The sequence below is a fragment of the Massilia varians genome, from assembly GCF_027923905.1.
Classification (GTDB): Bacteria; Pseudomonadota; Gammaproteobacteria; order Burkholderiales; family Burkholderiaceae_D; genus Telluria; species Telluria varians_B.
The window spans coordinates 4,985,592-5,006,535 of sequence record NZ_AP026966.1 but is presented as its reverse complement, the minus strand read 5'-3'; the positions used below and the strand labels follow the sequence as shown (position 1 = coordinate 5,006,535).

Here is a 20,944-nt window from a genome sequence, read left to right as displayed (position 1 = left end):
GGGCCCGCTGACTACTTGAACTTCTCGCTGCTGTCGCGCCCCGCCTTGTAGCCGATCAGGATCAGCCCCAGCAACATCATCGCGAACACTTCCGGTTCGGGCAGTTCCGACATGTTCGCTGGCGGCGCCACGACGTCCTGGCGCTGGGTGACCGACAGATTGCGTACCGGTTGCTGTACGCGCGCCATGGCCTGGTTGCTGGTGGAAAGGTCGATCAGGGCAGCTTGCGCGGGACTGCCGAGGCAGATCGCCAGTGCTGCTGCCAATGCGTATCTATTCATAGCCGTTCCTCTTGCTGTTGCTCGATTTCTTGCCTGGCCGGACTGGGCTGCGACTTGCATCCGGCCGAGCCAACCCCATATAGGGACGGTCGCAGCACGGCATTCCGGTGGAATCAGCATATCAAAAGCAGCAAAATTGCTGCGCTCAATTAGAACTGCTGAGTTGCGCAAAGAAGTCATCAGTTTGGTGACAAATGGGCGCATGTTGCGCTCAATCAAAGAAACTTCCACTGTCGCAGATTAGCCTCGCTTCATCCTGGCATTATTGCAAGCAGCTACTCGATTTGACATGTCGTTTTAGCAAAGAAATTGCGTTTATTTGAAAGTTCGATAATTTTTGCTGATACTCTGCCAATAAATTTCATTATTTATTTATTCACTATCGTTGCGATCGCCATTTTTTTCATCGCACGGTATACACCTCGGTTTTTTTTGCGGGTATAGTCTCCTTATCCCATTGCCCTCGGGCATCAAAACAATACCAAACGAACACGTTTGGACACGGCGTGTAACGCCTAAAGCGCCCACCACACGCCGCATGCCGATCCCGCGAGAGACCACGCCGGCACGGCACCAGAAGTACCGCTGCCCGACAACTTTGCCAAAGATCAAACAATGCCGAATTTCGCCCAACTTCAGCTTGCCTTCAAGAACGCATTCAAGAGCATGTCCGTCCGCATCGCGCTGGCGGCCCTGCTCGGTGTCATTGCGGCGGTGGCAATCTGGAAATCGACCGTGCCGCAACATCCGAACCCGGTGGTGCAGTCGCAAAATATTGCCGAGATCACCGAACTGGCCGCCCAAAAAGAGCGCCTGGAATACCTCTTGATCGCCAAGCCGCTGTCGGAGTCGCCGCGCTACGTCTACAAGTTCAAGGATGCGGACGCGATCCACGTGGTCAAGGTGCCGAGCACTTCGCACCTGTCGCTCGAGCGCGAAGTGCTGCTGAAGAACGCGATTCCCTACTCGATCGCCAAGGACGACTACCTGGCCAGCCACAAGGCCGTGATGGACGACGGCGCCACCGCGTTGGATACCGCCGGCACCTTCCTGAAGAACTACGGCCTGACCATCGGCGTGCTGCTGCTGGTGCTGTACCTGCTCAAGTTCGGCGTGCCGGGCATGGGCATGAGCGCTTCGGTCATCACCCCGGACAAGCTCAAAGGCAGCATGGACGACCTGATCGGCATGGACGACATCAAGCAGGAAGTCCTGCACCTGGAAGACATGATCCGCAACCGCGACGAATACCAGTCGCACAACATCGACAAGCCCTTCAACGTGATGTTGACCGGTCCGGCCGGCACCGGCAAGACCAAGCTGGTCGGCTACCTGGCCAAGCGCCTGGACCTGCCGCTGATTTCGGCCTCGGGCTCGGCGCTGGAGTCGGGCTACGTCGGCGGCGGCTCGAAGGCGCTGAACGCGCTGTACAAGAAGGCCTGCGCCAAGGGCAAGTGCATCATCTTCCTGGATGAAGCGCAGACCCTGTTCATGCCGCGCGGCCGCAGCGAGAAGAAGTGGGAAGACGATACCGCCAACACCCTGCTGGGCCTGCTGGACGGCGTGAAAAGCGACAAGGGCCAGGGCGTGATCTGGGTGGTCGCCTCGAACTTCGACGATTCGAACACCGAGATGGACGAAGCGATGCTGCGCCGCTTCTCGGTCAAGATCAACTTCCGCCTGCCGAACAAGGGCGAGCGCAAGGAGCTCCTGCGCAGCTTCCTGGCACGCAAGAAGGAAGGACTGGTCGACTGGCCCGACACCAACCTGGACCAGGTGGCGGAAATCACCCAGAACCTGAGCCCGGCGCTGCTGGAAACCGTGGTCGAGCGCGCGTCGATGCTGTCGATCCAGGAAAAGACGATCATCAACACCAACCTGCTGTTCCGTGCCTACGAACGCGCCACCATCGGCCTGACCGACCGCGCCACCACCGCCGAGAAGACCAAGCAGCGCGAACGCATCGCCCTGCACGAACTGGGTCACTTCTTCATGCAGATCGACCCCTACCTGCGCGCCGGCATGAGTCTGCGTGAGGTGAAGGAAAAGTCGCACCTGCTGAAGATCAGCACCGAGGCGGTGTCGAAGATCGGCGCGCTGGGCTACGTGCTGCAGTCGGGCCAGGACATGTCGCTGCGCACGCTGGAAGAGCTGGAGCGCGACGTGATCGGCCTGTACGGCGGCGTGGCGGCGGAAGAGCTGTTCTACGGCCCGCGCGGCATTTCGGTGGGCAGCCAGAACGACATCGAGAAGATCACCAAGATGCTGAACCTGATGGTAGGCCGCCTGTCGATGTACTCGCGCTCGAAGCTGGATTATTCGCAGCTGCAGAAGGACATGGGCGGCGAGCACACCTTGCGCCTGGTGGAAGAAAAGGCCGATGAGCTCTACAGCTACACCCTGAACGCGATCCGCGACTACAAGCTGGTGATCGAGTCGCTCAAGGACACCCTGATGGAAGAGTACGTGCTGTCGAAGGACGCGGTGTTCGCGCTGCTCGAAGAGCGCAGCGAGCTGATCCACTCGCAGCTGCACGGCCGCCACGCCAACCTCAAGCTGTGCGTGGAAGAGGTGGTTGCCGCCTGAGTTTTTCCTTGCTGTTATTCAACCCGCCGTGCGTGAGCCGGCGGGTTTTTTTATGGCGCTGTTCGCGCCAAGTGTAGAAATTGAACTGTCGAGCTGAGTGAATGTCCAACCTGGACTGAATCGCCAGGAGGATCGATGCGGCCGACAGGTTTTAGCCGATTGCTGCGCAGCTTGCCCTCGCTTACCCGGCAGCAGCGAGCCCAGCTTGCCACGGCGTTACAGCCGGCAATCGGGCTCGACAGCGTTTGTGCGGCGATCGACGGCGCGCGGCCGGCACCCTTGTGCTGTCCCGACTGCGGCAGCAATCGTCACTATCGCCACGGCCTCAACCGCGGCCTGCAGCGCTACCGTTGCTGCGCCTGCGGACGCATCTTTAGCGCCCTGAGCGGCACACCGCTGGCACGCCTGCGCCACCGCGGCAAATGGCTCGACTTCCTCAAACAGATGCTGGATTCGCGCAGCGTGCGGGCCGCCGCCAAGCTGCTTGGCGTACACCGCACTACCAGCTTTCGCTGGCGCCACCGCTTTCTCGACGGCGCAAGACGGGACCAGCCGGAACGCCTGGCCGGCATCGCCGAGGCCGACGAGATGTTTCTATTGGAATCGCAAAAGGGTTCGCACAAGCTCGACCGACCGGCACGCAAGCGCGGCGGTGTCGCCCATAGCCGTGGCATCAGCCAGGAACACGACTGCATCCTGGTCGCACGCGACCGTGCCGGCCAGACCTGTTCCTTCGTCACGGGTCGGGCTGCCGTAACAGTGAAGCAATTGCACCGGCACCTGCGCCCTATGCTCGATCCGGACGTGCTGCTCGTGACCGACGGCCATCGCGCCTACCGGACCTTTGCCCGCCAGGCGCGCATCGCACACGCCTTCGTCAACTTGCGCCTCGGTGAGCGCGTGCGGTGTGCGGTGCACGTGCAAAACGTCAACGCCTACCACCAGCGCCTGCGCAGCTGGCTGGCGCGTTTTCACGGCGTGGCCTCGCGCTACCTGCCCAATTACCTCGGCTGGCGCTGGGCGCTCGACGGGGAACGGATCGCGTCGCCCGAGCGCTTCCTGAGAGCGGCGATCGGGATCTTCCACACATAATGAGAACAGCGCCTTTTTTATGCCTGATGGACCGCCACCGGTTCCCTCAGCGTCTCCATCACATGCCGGGTCATGCTGGCCGCCAGCTCCTGCTCGCCGACGAACACCTTGCCGCCGGTCTCCTCGCGCAGCAGCGCCGCCTCGCCCTCGTTATGCGAGCGCACCACCACCTTGACCGCGGGGTTGAGCATGCGCGCGATCTCCACCATCCGGCGCACATGGAAGGTGTCGGGCGTGGCGATCACCAACAGGGCCGCATGGGTGATGTGGGCCTGGATCAGCACCGCCGGCTCGGCCGCGTTGCCGGCCACCGCCGGGATGCCGCGCCCGCGCAGCTGCTCGACGACCTCGCGGTTCTGCTCCGCCACCACGAAGTGCACGCCGCGCGCCACCAGGTCGTCGGCGATGCGGCGGCCGACGCGGCCGAAGCCCACCAGTACCACCTGTCCGCTCAGTTTTTCGCGCTCCGTCTCCATCGGCAGCTCGGCCAACGGGTCGGCCGGGCGCTCCAGCTTGCGCGCCAGCTCGGGCCTGGCCTGCAGCCATTTTTCCAGCGGCGAGGCGAGGCTGAACATCAGCGGATTGACCGCGATCGAGATGATGGCGCCGGCCAGGATCAGGTTCTGCCCCAGTTCCGGCAGCAGTTCGAGCTGCATGCCCAGCGCCGCCAGGATGAAGGAGAACTCGCCGATCTGGGCCAACGAGGCCGATACCGTGACGGCGGTGTTGATCGGATAGCGCAGCGCCAGCACCAGCACGAAGGCCGCCAGCGACTTGCCGAACAGGATGATCGCCACGGTCGCCAGCACCTCCAGCGGATACTGCACCAGCACCATCGGGTCGAACAGCATGCCGACCGAGACGAAGAACAGCACCGAGAATGCGTCGCGCAGCGGCAGCGATTCTTCCGCCGCGCGGTGGCTCAGTTCGGATTCGCGCAGCACCATGCCGGCGAAGAAGGCGCCCAGCGCGAAGGACACGCCGAACAGCGCCGAGGAGGCGAAGGCGATGCCGACCGCCGCGGCGATCACGGACAGCGTGAACAGTTCGCGCGAATTGGTCTTGGCGACCCGCCACAGGAACCACGGGAAGATCTTGCGGCCGACCACCAGCATGAAGGCGACGAAGGCGCCCACCTGCAGCAGGGTCTTGCCCAGCGCCGGCCACAGCTCGGCGCCGGCATCGCCCTTGCCGCCCAAGGGACCTGCGAGGGCCGGCAGCATCACCAGCACCAGCACCATCACCAGGTCCTCGACCACCAGCCAGCCCACCGCGATGCGGCCGTTCATGGAATCGAGCACGCCGCGCGCCTCGAGCGCGCGCAGCAGCACCACGGTACTGGCCACCGACAGCGCCAGGCCGAACACCAGTCCCGCACCCAGGCCCCAGCCCCACCAATGGGCCAGGCCGATGCCCATCGCCGTCGCCACGCCGATCTGCAGCAGCGCGCCGGGCAGGGCGATCTTCTTCACGTCGAGCAGGTCGCCCAGCGAGAAGTGCAGGCCGACGCCGAACATCAGCAGCATCACCCCGATCTCCGCCAATTGGGAAGCCAGCTGCACGTCCGCGACGAAGCCCGGTGTGGCCGGACCGATCAGGACGCCGGCGGCGAGGTAGCCGACCAGCGCGGGCAGTTTCAGGCGAATGGCGAGCATGCCGAACACGAGGCCGAAGCCCAGTGCGGCTGCGATGGTGGTGATCAGACTGAGTTCATGGTGCATCCGTGCGGCCTCCGTGGCAGATTGACAAGCCCGCGAGTATACGCGACGGGAAAGCGCTCATCGGCACTTTTTATGGCCGACTTTGCGCCAGTTAGCGGCAGATCACGGCACGCCTGCGAGGGATAGCAGCACTTTATGCAGCGATGCGCGCACTGCGGCGTACTGTTCCGGCCGCGCATTGCGGTCCAGCCGGAACAGCATCAGCCCCTGGATTTGCGCCACGATCAGCACCGCACGTTCCATGCACTGTTCGTCGTCGATGGCCGGATTCAGGCCATGGATCAGGCCATACACCGCCTTGCGCTCGCGCCCGATCATCTTGCCCATCAGGCTGGACGCGAAAGGGTGGCGCGAGGCCAGCGCCCAGATCTCGAAGAAGATCGCATGCATGGTCGGCTCGGTGATCTCGTCGAGGAACATGTCGACCGTGGTCAGAAAGCGTTCCACCTGCGGCCGGCCGGCCATCGCCACCGCGATCCGGTCCATCTTGGCCTGGAACTCGTCCATCGTGGTCAGGAGCAGGGCTTCGAGCAGCTGCTCCTTGCTGCCGTAGTAATGCTGCAGGTTCGACAGGCTCATGCCGGCTTCCTGGGCCACGCGCCGCATCGTCAGCCCGGCATAGCCTTCGGCGGCCAGCAGGCGGTGCGCAACCTGCAGGATCTCGACCGCGCGCCCGAAGCCTTTTTCGGTGGTGGTGGAGGCCTTATTGCGCAGGGCGTTATCGATGGAATCGTCGGAAATGGAGGGCATCGCACGATTATCGCAGAGGCATATCGTAAATAGTACGACTGACCTATAATTGATCAATAGTAGGTCGTGCGACCTAGTCAAGAAACAGGAGACAGGATGCGGAAGGTGTATGTCAGCGGCGTCGGGATGATCCCTTTCGCCAAGCCGGGCGCGAGCAGCCCCTACCACGAGATGGGTGCGCAGGCGGCGCGCGCCGCGCTGGAAGATGCCGGCGTCGTCTACGACCAGGTGGAGCAGGCCTATGCCGGCTACGTCTACGGCGATTCGACCAGTGGCCAGAAGGCCTTGTACGCGGTGGGCATGAGCGGCATCCCGATCGTCAACGTCAACAACAACTGCTCGACCGGCTCGACCGCGCTGTTCCTCGGCCGCCAGGCGATCGCCAGCGGCGCCGCCGAGTGCGTGCTGGTGCTCGGCTTCGAGCAGATGAGTCCCGGCGCCCTCGGCTCGGTTTTCACCGACCGCCCGACGCCCTTCGACGCCTTCGACGAGGTCACCGACCGCCTGGTGGGCAAGCCGGACATCCCGCTGGCGCTGCGCTACTTCGGCGGCGCGGGCCTGGCGCACATGGACAAGTACGGCACGCCGCTGGAGGCCTTTGCGCGCATCCGCGCCAAGGCCAGCCGCCACGCCGTGAACAATCCGCTGGCATTGTTCCGCAAGGAGGTCACGGCCCAGGACGTGCTCGACGCCCCCGCGATCTGGCCGGGCGTGATGACGCGCCTGATGGCCTGCCCGCCGACCTGCGGCGCGGCAGCCTGCGTGCTGGTGTCGGGCGAATTCGCGCTGCGCCACGGCCTGCGCCGCGACGTCCATATCGCCGCCCAGGCCATGACCACCGACCGCCCGAACACCTTCGAAGGCGGCGACATGATGCGCCTGGTCGGCTACGACATGAGCCGCTCGGCCGCGCAGCAGGTGTACGAGCAGTCCGGTCTCGGCCCGCAAGACCTGGACGTGGTCGAGCTGCACGACTGCTTCGCGCACAACGAACTGATCACCTACGAAGCCTTGGGCCTGTGCCCGGAAGGCGGCGCCGACAAGTTCATCCGCGAGGGCGACAACACCTATGGCGGGCGGGTGGTCACCAACCCGTCCGGCGGCCTGCTCTCGAAAGGCCACCCGCTGGGGGCCACCGGCCTGGCCCAGTGCTACGAGCTGACCCACCAGCTGCGCGGCTCTGCCGAGGCGCGCCAGGTCGAGGGCGCGCGCGTGGCGCTGCAGCACAACCTGGGCCTGGGCGGCGCCTGCGTCGTCACCATGTACCGCAACGGCTGAGGGGACGCGCATGCAGATCACGTCCCCCTGGATGAACGAGGAACTGCACGCGTTTCGCGATGCCGTGCGCCGCTTCGTGGTCGGCGAGATCACGCCGCACCAGCAGACCTGGCGCGAGCAGCAGCACGTCGACCGCGACCTGTGGCGCAAGGCCGGCGAGATGGGCCTGCTGCTGGCCGACATCCCGGAAGAATACGGCGGCGCCGGCGGCAGCTTCGCCCACATGGCGGTGGTGTTCGAAGAGCTGTCCTATGGCGGCGACACCGCCTTCGGCATCCATGTCCACGCGATCGTCGCGCACTACCTGCTGAACCAGGGCACCGAGGAGCAGAAACGGACATACCTGCCGCGCCTGGCTAGCGGCGAGATGATCGCGGCGATCGCCATGAGCGAGCCGGGCGCCGGCTCGGACCTGAAAGGCATCCGTACCACGGCCGTGCGCGACCTCGATGGCTACCGGGTGAGCGGCTCCAAGACCTTCATCTCGAACGGCTACCTGGCCGACCTGATCCTGGTGGTGGCCAAGACCGACCCGGCCGCCGGCGCCAAGGGCGTCTCGCTCCTGCTGCTGGAAACGCGGGACAACCCCGGCTTTCGCGTCGGCCGCATCCTGGACAAGGTGGGGCAGAAAGGCCAGGACACTTGCGAGCTGTTCTTCGACGAGGCCTACGTCCCGTTGGCGAACGTGCTGGGGGGCGAGGAGGGCAGGGGCTTTGCCCAGCTCATGACCGAGCTGCCCTACGAGCGCACCATCCTCGGCGTATGCGGTGTGGCCGCCATCGAGCGCGCCCTGCAGCTCACGATCGAGCACACCCGCGAGCGCAAGGCCTTCGGCCAGGCCCTCATCGAGATGCAGAACACCCGTTTCGTGCTGGCCGAGATCAAGACCGAGGCGACCGTCGCGCGCATCTTCATCGACCGCTGCATCGAGGACATGCTTGCCGGGCGCATGGACACGGTGCGCGCCTCGATGGCGAAATACTGGATCTCGGACCTGCAGTGCAAGGTGGTGGACCAGTGCGTGCAGCTGTTCGGCGGCTATGGCTACATGCTGGAATACCCGATCGCCCAGATGTACGTGGACGCCAGGGTCCAGCGCATCTATGGCGGCGCCAACGAGATCATGAAAGAGATCATCGCCCGTTCGCTCTGAGGGAGGTTGACGAAAATGGCAGGACCATTGGCAGGAGTACGGATGGTCGAGATGGTCGGCATCGGCCCTTGCCCGTTCGCCGCGATGATGCTGGCGGACATGGGGGCGGAGGTGATCCGCATCGACAGGAAGGCTGGGGCCAGTCCCGACGCGGACACACCCTACCCGGTGCTGGGCACGCGCCACGACGTGATGGCGCGCGGGCGCCGCTCGCTCGCGCTCGACCTCAAGAGTGCGGCCGGGCGCTGCGCGGCGATGAAGCTGATCGAACGGGCCGACGTCCTGCTGGAAGGTTTCCGGCCGGGCGTGATGGAGCGCCTGGGCCTGGGCCCGGACGAATGCCTGGAGCGCAACCCGAAGCTGGTGTATGGCCGCGTCACCGGCTGGGGCCAGACCGGACCGCTGGCGCAGGCGGCGGGGCACGACATCAACTACCTTGCCCTGTCGGGCATGCTGTACTCGACCGGCCGGGCCGACAGTCCGCCCCCGCCGCCGCTGAACCTGGTGGGCGACTTCGGCGGCGGCGGCATGATGCTGGCCTTCGGCGTCGTCTGCGCGGTGCTGGAGGCGCGCAAGTCCGGCCGGGGCCAGGTGGTGGATGCCGCCATGACCGACGGCGCGGCGCTGCTCGGCGCCATGCTGTACGGCTTGCGCAGCGCGGGCAGCTGGAGCGCCCAGCGCGAAGGCAACCTGCTCGACGGCGGCGCGCCGTTCTACGACACCTATGCCTGCAGCGACGGCAAGTTCATTTCGATCGGCGCCATCGAGCCGCAGTTCTTCGCCACCCTGCTGAAGCTCACCGGGCAGGGCGATCCGCTGTTTACCAAGCGCTGGAACAAGGCGCACTGGCCGGCGCTGCAGGAACGCTTCGCCGAGCTGTTCCTCACGAAGACGCGCGACGAATGGTGCCGCCTGCTGGAGGGCACCGAGGTGTGCTTCGCGCCGGTGCTCGACCTGGAAGAGGCGCCACGCCACCCGCACAATGCGGCCCGGCGCACGTTTGTCGAGATCGACGGCGTCACCCAGCCGGCGCCGGCGCCGCGCTTCAGCCGCACGGTTCCCACCACTCCCGGCGTGCCGAGCAGCCCCGGAGCGGACAGCGAGGCGATCCTGGCCGATTGGGGGTTCACCAGGCAGGCAATCGAAGCGCTGAGAAACGGCGAAGTCATATAGCATGCATGGGGTGGACGGCATGACCCCGGAGCCTATGACGAAAGAAGCCGAACTGCGGCGATCGAAAATGCTGGCGCTCGCGTTCTTCGCGGGTGCGGCCTTGCTGTTCGTGCTGACCCTGTTCCTGCCCCAGAACTGGTGGACCGGCCTGCTGCGCGCCTTTTCCGAGGCCGCCATGGTCGGCGCGCTGGCCGACTGGTTCGCGGTGGTGGCGCTGTTCAAGCGCGTGCCGATCCCGATCGTCGCGCGCCATACCGAGATCATCCCCAAGAACAAGGAGCGCATTGCCGACAATCTGGGGCGCTTCGTGCACGAAAAATTCCTCGACACCGAATCGATCGTCGGGCTGATCCAGCGCCACGACCCGGTGCAGAAGGTGGCCGACTGGCTGGTCAAGCCCGCCAACACCGAGCTGCTGGGCCGGCACCTGGTGCGGGTGGGCGTCTGGCTGCTCGATTTCATCGAGGACAGCGCGGTGCAGGGTTTCATCCGGCGCGCCGTGCACGCCATGGTGAACAGCGTCGACCTGTCGAAGTCGGCCGGCACCATCCTGGAGAGCCTGACCCGCGACGGGCGCCACCAGGAACTGCTCAACGAAGGCATCACGCAACTGGCGCGCCTGCTCGACAATGCCGACACCCAGGCCACCATCTCGCAGGGCATCGTCGACTGGCTCAAGGAAGACTATGCCTTCATCGAAAGCATGCTGCCCTCGGAGCTGATCGGCCGCAAGGGCGCCGGCCTGGCGGTGCGGCTTGCCTCCGGCATCCTGAACAAGGTAGCAAGCGATCCGTCCCACCCCTTGCGCGCGCGTTTCGACAGCTTCACCCAGGAATTCATCGAGCGCCTCAAGGCCGACCCGTCCTTCGCCGGCAAGGCGGACGAGATCAAGGCCTACCTGCTGGGCGACGAGACGCTCAATGGCTATCTCGCCACCCTGTGGGGCGAGCTGAAGGGCTGGGTCAAGCAGGACCTGCAGCGCGAGGATTCGCGCCTGCGCCGGCGCCTGGTGGCGACCGGGGCCTGGGTCGGCAAGGTGCTGGCCGAGGACCCGCAGCTGCGCGCTTCCCTGAGCGAGAACCTGGAATCGGCGGCGCGCGGCGTCGCCCCCGAGTTCGCCGGCTTCCTGACCCGCCACATCGCCGATACGGTGAAACAGTGGGACGACCGCGAGATGTCCGAGCAAATCGAACTCAACATCGGCAAGGACTTGCAGTACATTCGCATCAACGGCACCATCGTCGGTGGCCTGATCGGCGTCACCCTGTACCTGCTGTCACAGGCGCATGCGCTGTTTTGACCGAACGGTAAAATTACCAAGAGGGGGTCGCATGGAACAACTCGCACTGAACGCCTGGCTGGCCGCCAACCCGGAGGTGGTCCAGATCCCCGGCCGCGACCTGTTCATCATCGCCAGGTACCTGGTGCCGATGGAAGCCACGCTGGCCCAGGGCTGCCTGGTCGCCGCCGGCATTCCGGCCGTGCTGGCGGACGCCCACCTGATGCAGACCGACCTGCTGCTGGCCCCGGCGCTGGGGGGCGTGCGCATCCTGGTGCCCTCGGACTACCTGCAGCAGGCCGGCGCCGTATTGGCGGGCCTGGCGCGCGGCGACTATGCGCTGGACGAGTCCTTTACTGCTGAGTAGAAGCTCCCTTTGCGTGAGCTACCGAACGTTACAAGGGCGGGCAGGAGCGTAGGCTTTCATCGTGGACTATCCCACCGTCGAAAGGAGCCTCATCATGCCTCAAGGTGATAAATCGTCCTACACGGACAAGCAGAAGCGCCAGGCCGAGCATATCGAGCAGGGCTACGAGAAGAAGGGGGTGCCGAAGAAGGAAGCGGAACGGCGCGCCTGGGCCACCGAGAACAAGATTTCGGGTGGCGGCAAGAAGCACTGAGTCGATCTTGATAAGAAAACGGCCCGGTTCGCGAGAACCGGGCCGTTTCTGTCTGGTGGTGATAGGTGGACTTGAACCACCGACCCCAGCATTATGAGTGCTGTGCTCTAACCAGCTGAGCTATATCACCGAAAAAGTACCGCGGAAACAAAATGGCTTGACCCTGCGAGCCAAGCCATCCGTTTGGAATTCTGTGGTGGTGATAGGTGGACTTGAACCACCGACCCCAGCATTATGAGTGCTGTGCTCTAACCAGCTGAGCTATATCACCGCAACGGCAGGCATTATCGATGCCGGCGCGCCGCCTGTCAAGGCTGGACGCCGATCTGCGACGCAAAAATCTCGCGTCAATGTCATTTTTCCAACTGGCTCAGCCTGTGCATCAGCTCGCCCGTCGGGTCCGTACCCAGGCAGTCTATCACGATCCGCTCCGGCATCGCGCGCAGCCAGGTGATCTGGCGCTTGGCCAGCTGGCGCGTGGCGATGATGCCCAGTTCGCGCAGCTCGGCGCGGTCGATCTTGCCGTCCAGGTAGTCCCAGGTCTGGCGGTAGCCGACGCAGCGGATCGAGGGCAGGCTTGGCGACAGGTCGCCGCGCGCGCGCAGGCGCGCCACTTCCGCCACCAGCCCCGCGTCGTCGCGCTCCCCCAGCATGGCGTCGAAGCGCTGGGCGATGCGCTGGTGCAGCACGGCGCGCTCCGAGGGCTCCAGCGCGAACGAGATCAAGTCAAACGGCAGCTCGGGCTTCTCGCGCTTGCCCAGCAGCTCGGACATCGGCTTGCCGGTCAGGGCGATGATTTCCAGCGCGCGGTTGATGCGTTGCGCGTCGTTTGGTTTCAGGCGCTCGGCGGTCACCGGGTCGAGCGTGCGCAGCCTGGCGTGCATGCCGGGCCAGCCGATTCTAGCCGCTTCCGCATCGAGCCGGGCGCGCAGGGCCGGGTCGGCGGTCGGCAGCTCGTCCAGGCTGTCGGTCAGGCCTTTGAAGTACATCATGGTGCCGCCCACCAGCAGCGGCAGGGCGCCGCGCGCGCTGATCTCGCCCACCAGCCGGATCGCGTCTTCGCGGAACTGCATCACCGAATAGGCTTCCAGCGGGTCGATGATGTCGATCAGGTGGTGCGGCACGGCGGCCAGCTCATCAAGACTGGGCTTGGCGGTGCCGATGTCCATGCCGCGGTAGACCAGGGCCGAGTCGACCGAGATGATCTCGACCGGGCGGGTGCGGGCGATCGCCAGCGCCGCCGCGGTCTTGCCGGACGCGGTCGGGCCCATGATGGCCACGGCCATCGGTTTCTTGTTGCTCATCTTGATTACTGCCCGCGCAGGAAGAGTTTATCGAGTGCCGAGATTTCGAGCTGGACCCAGGTCGGACGGCCGTGGTTGCACTGGTCGGAGCGCTCGGTGATCTCCATCTGGCGCAGCAGCGCGTTCATCTCCTGCACAGAGAGGATGCGGTTGGCGCGCACCGCCGTGTGGCAGGCGAGGGTGCCGAGCAGCTCGTTGCGGCGCTCGATCAGCACGCGCGAGCCGCCGAATTCGCGCACGTCGCGCAGCACGTCGCGCGCCAGCGTCTGGGCGTCGGCGTTCTTCAAGAGGGTCGGCACGGTGCGCACCGCCAGCGTGGTCGGCGACAGGGCGGCGATGTCGAAGCCGAGCGTCTTCAGGGTCTCGCCGTGGTCCTGCGCGGTCGCCACCTCGATGGCGTCGGCGTAGAAGGTCACCGGGATCAGGAGTTGCTGCACCTGCAGTTCTTCGCCTGCCGCGCGTGCGTCCAGCGCGTTCTTGATCTGCTCGTAGAGGATGCGTTCGTGGGCCGCGTGCATGTCGACCAGCACCAGGCCCTTGGTGTTCTGGGCCAGGATGTAGATGCCGTGCAGCTGGGCCAGGGCGAAGCCGAGCGGGAAGTCCTCGTTCGACAGCGGGCGCTCGGAGCCTGACAGCGGCACGCCGGCCGGGGCCTCGGCCCTGGCCGGTCCGCCGGCGGCGAACAGGGCGCCATAGGATTCAAGACGCTGCGCCACGCCGCCGGTCGACGGCGCCGGGTGTGGATCGTCCCAGCGGCTGCCCGGCGCGAAGGGCGAGGGCGAGAAGGTGGGCGCAAGCTGGGCGCCGAACGAGGTCTGCTCGTGCGGGCGCGGCGCCCATACCGGCGTGCCGGTGGGCTTGACTTCGGCGGCGGAGATCGGCGCCGGCGCGCTGCCGTGGGCGGTGGCCGAAGTCTGCGCCAGTGCGCGCTGCACCGCGTGGAACACGAACTGGTGCACCGCGCGGCTGTCGCGGAAGCGCACCTCGATCTTGGATGGGTGGACGTTGACGTCGACCAGCGCCGGGTCGAGGTCGAGCGACAGCACGTAGCAGGGGAAGCGGTCGCCGTGCAGCACGTCCTGGTAGGCCGCGCGCACCGCGTGCACCAGCAGCTTGTCGCGCACGAAACGCCCGTTTACGTAGAAGAACTGACCGTCGGCGCGCGCCTTGGAGGCGGTCGGCAGGCCGACGTAGCCGTGCAGGCGCAAGGGGCCCGCGGATTCGTCCAGCGCCAGGCGCGCCTCGGCGAAGTCGTTGCCGAGGATCTGGCCGCTGCGCTTGGCCGCTTCGCTCACGTTCCAGTGGTCGATGGTGCGGCCGTTGTGGGTCAGGCTGAAAGCGACGTCGGGACGCGAGAGCGCGATGCGGCGCACGACTTCGGCGCAGTGGCCGTATTCGGTCTGCTCGGACTTCAGGAACTTGCGCCGCGCCGGGGTGTTGAAGTACAGGTCCTGCACGTCGATGGTGGTGCCGAAGGCGCCGGAAGAGGGCGCCACGGTGCCCTCGTGCGAGCCGACGATTTCCCAGGCGTGGGCGGCGTCTGGCGTGCGCGAGGTGATGCGCACCGCGGCCACCGAGGCGATCGAGGCCAGCGCCTCGCCGCGAAAGCCCAGGGTGCCGACGTGTTCGAGGTCGTGTAGCGAGGCGATTTTTGAGGTGGCATGGCGCGCCAGCGCCAGCGGCAGCTGCTCCGGCGCGATGCCGCGGCCGTTGTCGGTGATGGCGATGCGCTTGACGCCGCCTTCTTCCAGGCGCACGGTGATCTGGGTCGCGCCCGCGTCGAGGGCGTTTTCCAGCAGCTCCTTGACCACGGCGGAGGGCCGCTCGACCACTTCGCCGGCTGCGATCTGGGAGATGAGCTGGTCGGGGAGTTGCTGGATCGGGCGGTGCGAAGTAGCAGCCGCAGTGGCAACGGTAGGGACGGGCGCGTTCATCCCCCGATTATATCCCGCCTATTTCTGCTCACGCACCGGGATCGGCGCATTGCACAGGTCGATCCTACCGGCCGCGACCTTGGTCCACGGCCCGCCGCGGTTGCGCTGCGCCTCGACCACGGCCTGGTAGGTGGCGCTGTCGGTGCGCATCACTTCCAAACGGCTGCGTTCGGCTTCCGGCACGTCAGCCGCCATGGCTACCCGCTTGAGCGACATGCGCTGCTCGGGCTTCTCGTAGAAACCGGCGGCGCCCGTGCCGCGCGGCTGGACCGACAACAGCGGCATGCCCTGGACCACGCGGCCGACCACGGTGATGTTGCGGTCGAGGTGGCGCGGCGCGTGGCCGGTGACGACGTACAGCTGCGAGCCGTTGCCGGTGTCAGAACCGGTGTCGCGCGCCACGCCGATCATTGCCGGGCAGTGCACCAGCCAGGTCTGGCCGCTTGCCGGGTCGCGCGCGGCCGGGAAGCCTTCTACGTGTCCGACCTGGGGCGCATACACGTCGCCATCCTTCAGGCGGGTGAAGCTGCCGGCCGATTTGATCGGCGCGGTGAACTCGGCCTTGACGGTCTTGGCGGCCTTGAACGGCTTCGGGTTCTCCTCGTCCGGATCGCCCCACTGCACCACGAAACCGTCCTGCGAGCGGATGATGAACAGGTCGTCGAAATATTTTTCGCGCACCAGGGCGCGGATGTTGGCGGCGGTGGCTGGCGCAAAGCTCGGGGCCAGTTCGATGATCATGCGGCCGGTCGGCAGGTCCATGTACAGGGTGTTGTCCGGATCCAGCGCGCGCCAGTCGCCGGGCTTGGATGCCTTGAGCACGTCAGCCAGCGAGGGTTTCGGCGGCAATTCTTTTTCCGGCTTGGCGGGGGCGGCGCCGGCGCTGCCGGCGGCCAGCAGGGCCAGGGCGGCGAGCGCCAGGCGTGATGCATTGAACGAAGCGGTCATGCGGTCTCCAGATGTTGTCGATTGCTTATCCCGTCGATTGTGCGGGAATGTGGTCGGAAGGTAAAGCCGTCCGGATGGTCGCGCATGCGGCGAGGGTAACTGGTGGTATGATGCGCGGCTAACCTCTAGGAAGATGATGGATCTGATGCAGTTATTCGACATGCTCCTGCATGTCGACAGGACGCTGGGCGCGCTCCTGGCCCAGTACGGAACCTATGTTTACATCGTGCTGTTCGCGATCGTGTTTTCCGAAACCGGACTGGTCCTGTTCTTCTTCCTCCCCGGCGACACCCTGCTGTTCATCGCGGGCGCCTTCTGCGCCACCGGCCAGATGAACTTCGCGCTCCTGATGAGCCTCCTGATCGTGGCCGCGGTGACCGGCAATACCGTGAACTACTACGTCGGGCGGGCCATCGGCCAGCGTGTGTTTACGCACAACTACCGCTGGATCAACAAGGACGCGCTGCGCCGCACCCACGATTTCTTCGAGAAGCATGGCGGCAAGACCATCATCGTGGCGCGCTTCGTGCCGGTGGTGCGCAGCTTCGCGCCGCTGGTGGCGGGCGTGTCCGAGATGACGCTGACCCGCTTCCAGATGTTCAACGTGACCGGCGCGGTCTTGTGGGTGGGCAGCCTGGTCACCGCCGGCTACCTGTTCGGCGATATCCCGGTGATCAAGGCCCACCTGAGCGAGATCGTGCTGGTCGGCATCTCGGCGGCGATGGTGCCGCTGGCGATCGGCGGCCTGTACAAATTCGGCCGCAACTTGCTGAGCCGGTAAGTACGCAGGCTTGCCATCCACACAGCGCCCCGATTTTTCGGGGCGTTCTTGTTCCAGCGCACTCAAGTTTGCCGCTCTTATTGCCGATAAGCATGAGGATAGCCACCCCCTGGATTCTCATGCGCCACCTCATCGCCCTGTTCGCTTGCAGCCTTGCCATGGCCTGCGCAAGCGCGAGCGACCCCGCTCCCAAGCCCACCGATGGCAAGACGGCCACCGTCAAGGCCATCCTCGAAGGCAAGCCGGTTGCCGGCGCGGTCAAGCCGGACATGAAGGCCCTGGCCGCCGCGGCCGATGCCCGCGGCGCGGCGCCCGCCCGCCCGGCGCCCGCGGCAGGCGACGAAGAACAGTCTGAAGTCGACCTGTCGGTGCGTATCGCCGAGCGCCTGGCCCAGTTGCGCGAGCAGCAGGCGGCCCGCGCCGCCGCGGCCGCCAAGGCGAGGAAAGCGCTTGAGGCCAAGCGCCGCAAGGAAGCCGAAGCCGCGATCGCCGCCGCCAACAAGCCGAAGAACGGCACCCACTGGAGCTACGAAGGCGAGTACGGTCCGGCCAACTGGTCGAACATCAATTCGAACTGGGCCAAGTGCAATACCGGCAAGCGCCAGTCGCCGATCGACCTGCGCGACGGAATCAAGGTCGACCTCGAGCAGATCGCCTTCGATTACCGTCCCAGCTCGTTCAGCGAGATCGACAACGGCCACACCATCCAGGTGACGGTCGGCGGCGGCAACTTCCTCACGGTCGGCAACATGAGCTACGAGCTGCAGCAGTTCCACTTCCACCGTCCATCGGAAGAGCGCATCAACGGCAAGGGCACCGAGATGGTGATCCACCTGGTGCACCGCAGCTACGAAGGCAAGCTGCTGGTGCTGGCGGTGCTGCTCGAGCGCGGCAAGGCCAATCCCCTGATCCAGACGGTGTGGAACCACCTGCCGCTGGAAAAGCAGCAGACCGTGTCGCCCTCGATCCTGATCGATCCGCGCGAGGCGCTGCCTGAGAAGCGCGAGTACTTCACCTACATGGGTTCCCTGAGCGAGCCGCCGTGCACCGAGGACGTGCTGTGGATCGTGATGAAGCAGACCATGCAGGCGTCGCCGGCGCAGATGGCGCTGTTCTCGCGCCTGTATCCGCTCAATGCGCGGCCGATCCAGCCAAGTAACGGCAGGATGATCAAGGAGTCGAACTAAAAAAGAAGCCGGGCAGTGCCCGGCTTACATGAGCGGCTTACATGAGGGTCAGGTCTGACATTTGGACACGAACTCGAGCATTGCGTGATTGTATTGCTCAGTCCGTGTCCGAAAGTCAGACCTGACCCCAGGCCTGGGCTCCAGGCCTGGGCTTCTTCATTTCAGCTGACGCGGTAGGTCCCGGTCCAGGACTGCCCCGCATCCAGCGTCACCGGATCGAGCACGGCCGGCTCGATGCACACGAAGCGCTTGTACTCGTCGTTCTCCATGTCCGGCAGCGCCGCCGCATCCACCGCGCCCGGGTTCCACACCACCGCGTCGGTGAAGCCGCTCTGTTCGAGCACCAGCGTCCCGGCGCTGGTGGCCAGCTGGGCGCGTCCCGCCACGTGCGGATAGACCTCGTCCAGCTTGTCGACGATCGAGATCTCGTCCGAGGAGATGCCCTCGATGCGCGCCTCGCACACGTCCGGCACCAGGTGGTAGGTGTGCAGCGCCGCCGAGAAGGGGAAGGGCGCCGCGCCCAGGTTGCGCACGGTGAACGTCATGTGCAGTTCGTTGGCGCGCACCGCCACGCGCAGGCACAGGGCGAAGGTGTGCGGCCAGGCGTCGGCCAGGGTGGTCGGCAGGTCGCCCGCCGCCAGGTCGAAGCTGGCCCAGGCCGCGCCCTCGTCCAGGCCGCTGTCTTCCAGGCGCCAGTTGCTCACGCGGGCGAAGCCGTGGCGCATGCCCTTGCCGCGTTCGGCGAATTGCGGGAAGATCACCGGCACGCCGCCGCGCAACGCCTTGCTGCCGTCGAGCACCGATTTTTCGCTCATGAACATGCGTTCCTGGCCGTCCGCGCCCTTCCACGACACCAGGTGGGCGCCGTACAGGGTGATGGTGGCCTCGGCGCCGTCCGGCGCCTGGATCCGGATCGCGGGCAGCTGCCCGACGGTGGTGTGGGTGGCGAGGGTCATGGTCGATTCAGGCTCAGGTCTGGCCGCTCTTGGCCATTGGCGGGTTGTCGGAGAAATAGCGCTTGATGCCGTTCGTGATCGCGTCGGCCAGCTGGTTCTGGTAGGCCTCGTCGCGCAGCTTGGCTTCTTCCTGCGGGTTCGAGATGAATGCAGTTTCCACCAGAATCGACGGGATGTCAGGCGCTTTCAGCACTGCGAAGCCGGCCTGCTCGACCGAGGCCTTGTGCAGGCGGTTGATGCCGCCGATCTCGCGCAGGACCGCCTTGCCGAGCTTGAGGCTGTCGTTGATCTGGGCCGTGGTCGACAGGTCGAACAGCACGCTCGCGATCTGCTTGTCCTGCACCGCGAAGTTGGCGCCGCCGACCAGGTCGGCCCGGTTCTGGCCGTCCGCCAGCCAGCGCGCCGCGCTCGAACTGGCGCCCTTCTCGGACAGCACGAAGACCGAGGAGCCGCGCGCGGTCGGCGAAATCCAGGCGTCCGCGTGGATCGACACGAACAGGTCGGCCTGCACTTTGCGCGCCTTCTGCACGCGCTGGCCGAGCGGCACGAAATAGTCGCCGTCGCGGGTGAGCATGACGCGGGTGTTGGGCAGTTGCTCGAGCTTGGCCTTGAGGCGCTTGGCCACCGACAGCACGATATCCTTCTCGCGGCTGCCGTTGGCGCCGATCGCGCCGGGGTCCTCGCCGCCGTGGCCCGGATCGAGCGCGATGGTGACCATCCGTACCACCTTGGGCGGCGGCGCCTTGGCGCCGGCTTTCGAGGGCGTCGGCTGCACCGGATGCGGCGGCGGGGTGCCGTCCAGGGCCGACATCTCGGATTCGAGCTTGGCGATGGCTTCCGGGACGGCGCCGGACTGGGCCGGTGGCGCGGCGGGCAGGGGCGAGGCCGGATTGGCGCTGCCGGCAGCCGCCGAGGTCGGCGCCTCGCTGAACCAGTCGCCCTTTTCGATCAGCGCGGCGATCGGATCGACCGGCCGGGTAGGGTAGAGGTCGAAGATCAGGCGGTGCTGGTAGCCGGCCACCGGGGCCAGCGTAAACACTTCCGGCTTGATCTCTTCCTTCAGGTCAAACACCAGGCGCACCACGTTCGGACGGTTCTGGCCGACCCGCACCTGCTGGATGTAGGGGTCGTTCGATTCGATCTTGGCGACCAGGCTCTTCAGGGTGCTGTTCAGCCCCAGCCCATCGATGTCCACCACCAGCCGCGGCGGGTCGGACAGGAGGAAGTGCTCGGTCTTGAGGTCGCTGTCGTTTTCCAGCGTCACGCGGGTGTAGTCGGGCGCCGGCCAGACACGAACGGCCAGGATCTGCGCGGCGTTGGCCGGCAGCGGGGCGATCACGGAGAGCAGCAGCGTTCCGCCGGCCTTGAGCATGGTGCGGCGGCGCGGCGAACCAGGAATCAGGGAGTCGGTGGAGGGTAGGCGAGGCGGTCGAGACATAGCAGGCCTGGTTGAGTCAACGCCTGCAATTCTACCTCACGGCCGAGACCGCTGACGTCAAGCAAGATTCGAACGTCGGGTGAGGGCAACACCGGCTCGCCTTTTTCGGGCCATTCCACGATGCAGATATTGCTGCCATCGAAGTCTTCGCGGAAGCCCGCGTCCAGGAATTCCTCGGGACTCGACATCCGGTACAGGTCGTAGTGGATGATGTTGATATCCTGGCCGTCGACCTGCACGCGGTAGGGCTCGGACAGCGTGTAGGTCGGGCTCTTGACCGTGCCCTTGTGCCCGGCCGCCTGGATCAGGGCGCGGGTGAGCGCCGTCTTGCCCGCGCCCAGGTCGCCGTGCAGGTAGATCACCAGGCCGGGCTGGAGCGCGCGTGCCAGCGCCGCACCCAGGGCGGCAGTGGCGGATTCGTCGGGCAAGTAGGCTTTGAAAGGCTGCATCGAATAAAATAGCG

Annotated in this window: 19 protein-coding genes and 2 tRNA genes; 10 read left to right on the top strand and 11 right to left on the bottom strand. The window is 65.8% G+C overall.

Translation table 11 applies throughout. The annotated features are described in order from the left end of the window. Window positions 1–11: 11 nt before the first annotated feature. Window positions 12–281, bottom strand: coding sequence for a hypothetical protein (locus tag MasN3_RS22565; RefSeq protein WP_281910392.1), 270 nt, complete (start codon window positions 279–281; stop codon window positions 12–14). A gap of 666 nt (window positions 282–947) precedes the next feature. On the opposite strand from MasN3_RS22565, the gene MasN3_RS22560 reads away from it, so the two are divergent. Continuing rightward, window positions 948–2,867 carry an AAA family ATPase gene (locus tag MasN3_RS22560; protein ID WP_281910391.1) on the top strand — a complete coding sequence of 640 codons (1,920 nt, stop codon included), beginning with the start codon at window positions 948–950 and terminating at the stop codon, window positions 2,865–2,867. Between the two features lie 135 nt (window positions 2,868–3,002). After that, complete coding sequence (locus MasN3_RS22555) at window positions 3,003–3,959, top strand: IS1595 family transposase (RefSeq protein WP_281910389.1); 957 nt, start codon at window positions 3,003–3,005, stop codon at window positions 3,957–3,959. Between the two features lie 17 nt (window positions 3,960–3,976). Here MasN3_RS22555 and ybaL read toward each other — a convergent pair whose 3' ends face one another. Both ybaL and MasN3_RS22545 read right to left on the bottom strand, forming a co-directional pair. Continuing rightward, on the bottom strand, window positions 3,977–5,680 hold the full coding sequence (gene ybaL, locus MasN3_RS22550) for a YbaL family putative K(+) efflux transporter (RefSeq protein ID WP_281910387.1): 1,704 nt from the start codon (window positions 5,678–5,680) through the stop codon (window positions 3,977–3,979). Between the two features lie 102 nt (window positions 5,681–5,782). Continuing rightward, window positions 5,783–6,430, bottom strand: a complete 648-nt coding sequence (locus tag MasN3_RS22545) for a TetR/AcrR family transcriptional regulator (protein ID WP_281910385.1) — start codon at window positions 6,428–6,430, stop codon at window positions 5,783–5,785. A gap of 96 nt (window positions 6,431–6,526) precedes the next feature. Here MasN3_RS22545 and MasN3_RS22540 point away from each other — a divergent pair, with 96 nt between their 5' ends. From MasN3_RS22540 to MasN3_RS22515, 6 genes are all read left to right on the top strand, one after another. Then, on the top strand, window positions 6,527–7,708 hold the full coding sequence (locus tag MasN3_RS22540; RefSeq protein WP_281910384.1) for a lipid-transfer protein: 1,182 nt from the start codon (window positions 6,527–6,529) through the stop codon (window positions 7,706–7,708). A gap of 10 nt (window positions 7,709–7,718) precedes the next feature. Continuing rightward, window positions 7,719–8,861: an acyl-CoA dehydrogenase family protein gene (locus MasN3_RS22535; protein ID WP_281910382.1), complete on the top strand. Its 1,143-nt coding sequence runs from the start codon at window positions 7,719–7,721 to the stop codon at window positions 8,859–8,861. 15 nt (window positions 8,862–8,876) lie between these two features. Continuing rightward, a complete protein-coding gene (locus MasN3_RS22530) occupies window positions 8,877–10,034 on the top strand; it encodes a CaiB/BaiF CoA transferase family protein (protein ID WP_281910381.1) in 1,158 nt (385 codons plus the stop codon). A 34-nt stretch (window positions 10,035–10,068) separates the two neighbouring features. Beyond that, the gene (locus MasN3_RS22525; RefSeq protein ID WP_281910379.1) at window positions 10,069–11,334 is read left to right on the top strand and encodes a DUF445 domain-containing protein; all 1,266 of its coding nucleotides are present in this window, start codon (window positions 10,069–10,071) and stop codon (window positions 11,332–11,334) included. 31 nt (window positions 11,335–11,365) lie between these two features. Continuing rightward, on the top strand, window positions 11,366–11,680 hold the full coding sequence (locus MasN3_RS22520) for a putative signal transducing protein (protein WP_209587467.1): 315 nt from the start codon (window positions 11,366–11,368) through the stop codon (window positions 11,678–11,680). Window positions 11,681–11,774: 94 nt separating this feature from the next. Further along, the gene (locus tag MasN3_RS22515) at window positions 11,775–11,933 is read left to right on the top strand and encodes a hypothetical protein (RefSeq protein WP_281910376.1); all 159 of its coding nucleotides are present in this window, start codon (window positions 11,775–11,777) and stop codon (window positions 11,931–11,933) included. A 53-nt stretch (window positions 11,934–11,986) separates the two neighbouring features. Here MasN3_RS22515 and MasN3_RS22510 read toward each other — a convergent pair. The 5 genes from MasN3_RS22510 to MasN3_RS22490 all read right to left on the bottom strand — a co-directional run bounded on the left by MasN3_RS22510 (window position 11,987) and on the right by MasN3_RS22490 (window position 16,119). After that, window positions 11,987–12,063: transfer RNA gene (locus MasN3_RS22510), tRNA-Met, on the bottom strand. A gap of 64 nt (window positions 12,064–12,127) precedes the next feature. Next, window positions 12,128–12,204, bottom strand: a tRNA-Met gene (locus MasN3_RS22505). An 82-nt stretch (window positions 12,205–12,286) separates the two neighbouring features. Beyond that, entirely contained in the window at window positions 12,287–13,237 is a 951-nt protein-coding gene (gene miaA / locus MasN3_RS22500) for a tRNA (adenosine(37)-N6)-dimethylallyltransferase MiaA (protein WP_281910375.1), read from the bottom strand. Window positions 13,238–13,242: 5 nt separating this feature from the next. Then, a complete protein-coding gene (gene mutL / locus MasN3_RS22495; RefSeq protein ID WP_281910373.1) occupies window positions 13,243–15,171 on the bottom strand; it encodes a DNA mismatch repair endonuclease MutL in 1,929 nt (642 codons plus the stop codon). Window positions 15,172–15,189: 18 nt separating this feature from the next. Beyond that, window positions 15,190–16,119: a peptidylprolyl isomerase gene (locus MasN3_RS22490; RefSeq protein ID WP_281910372.1), complete on the bottom strand. Its 930-nt coding sequence runs from the start codon at window positions 16,117–16,119 to the stop codon at window positions 15,190–15,192. 136 nt (window positions 16,120–16,255) lie between these two features. Here MasN3_RS22490 and MasN3_RS22485 point away from each other — a divergent pair, with 136 nt between their 5' ends. Together MasN3_RS22485 and MasN3_RS22480 are read left to right on the top strand one after the other, a co-directional pair. Next, window positions 16,256–16,900 carry a VTT domain-containing protein gene (locus tag MasN3_RS22485; protein ID WP_281914573.1) on the top strand — a complete coding sequence of 215 codons (645 nt, stop codon included), beginning with the start codon at window positions 16,256–16,258 and terminating at the stop codon, window positions 16,898–16,900. Window positions 16,901–17,019: 119 nt separating this feature from the next. Further along, a complete protein-coding gene (locus tag MasN3_RS22480; RefSeq protein WP_281910370.1) occupies window positions 17,020–18,087 on the top strand; it encodes a carbonic anhydrase in 1,068 nt (355 codons plus the stop codon). A 161-nt stretch (window positions 18,088–18,248) separates the two neighbouring features. Here the strand turns inward: MasN3_RS22480 and MasN3_RS22475 are convergent, their stop codons facing one another. From MasN3_RS22475 to tsaE, 3 genes are read right to left on the bottom strand one after another with little or no spacing between them, the layout of a single operon-like run. Beyond that, complete coding sequence (locus tag MasN3_RS22475; protein ID WP_281910369.1) at window positions 18,249–19,043, bottom strand: D-hexose-6-phosphate mutarotase; 795 nt, start codon at window positions 19,041–19,043, stop codon at window positions 18,249–18,251. A 13-nt stretch (window positions 19,044–19,056) separates the two neighbouring features. Then, window positions 19,057–20,481, bottom strand: a complete 1,425-nt coding sequence (locus MasN3_RS22470) for an N-acetylmuramoyl-L-alanine amidase (RefSeq protein ID WP_281910368.1) — start codon at window positions 20,479–20,481, stop codon at window positions 19,057–19,059. Further along, on the bottom strand, window positions 20,442–20,930 hold the full coding sequence (gene tsaE / locus MasN3_RS22465) for a tRNA (adenosine(37)-N6)-threonylcarbamoyltransferase complex ATPase subunit type 1 TsaE (RefSeq protein ID WP_281910367.1): 489 nt from the start codon (window positions 20,928–20,930) through the stop codon (window positions 20,442–20,444). The genes MasN3_RS22470 and tsaE overlap by 40 nt, the downstream gene beginning before the upstream one ends. Window positions 20,931–20,944: the final 14 nt, after the last annotated feature.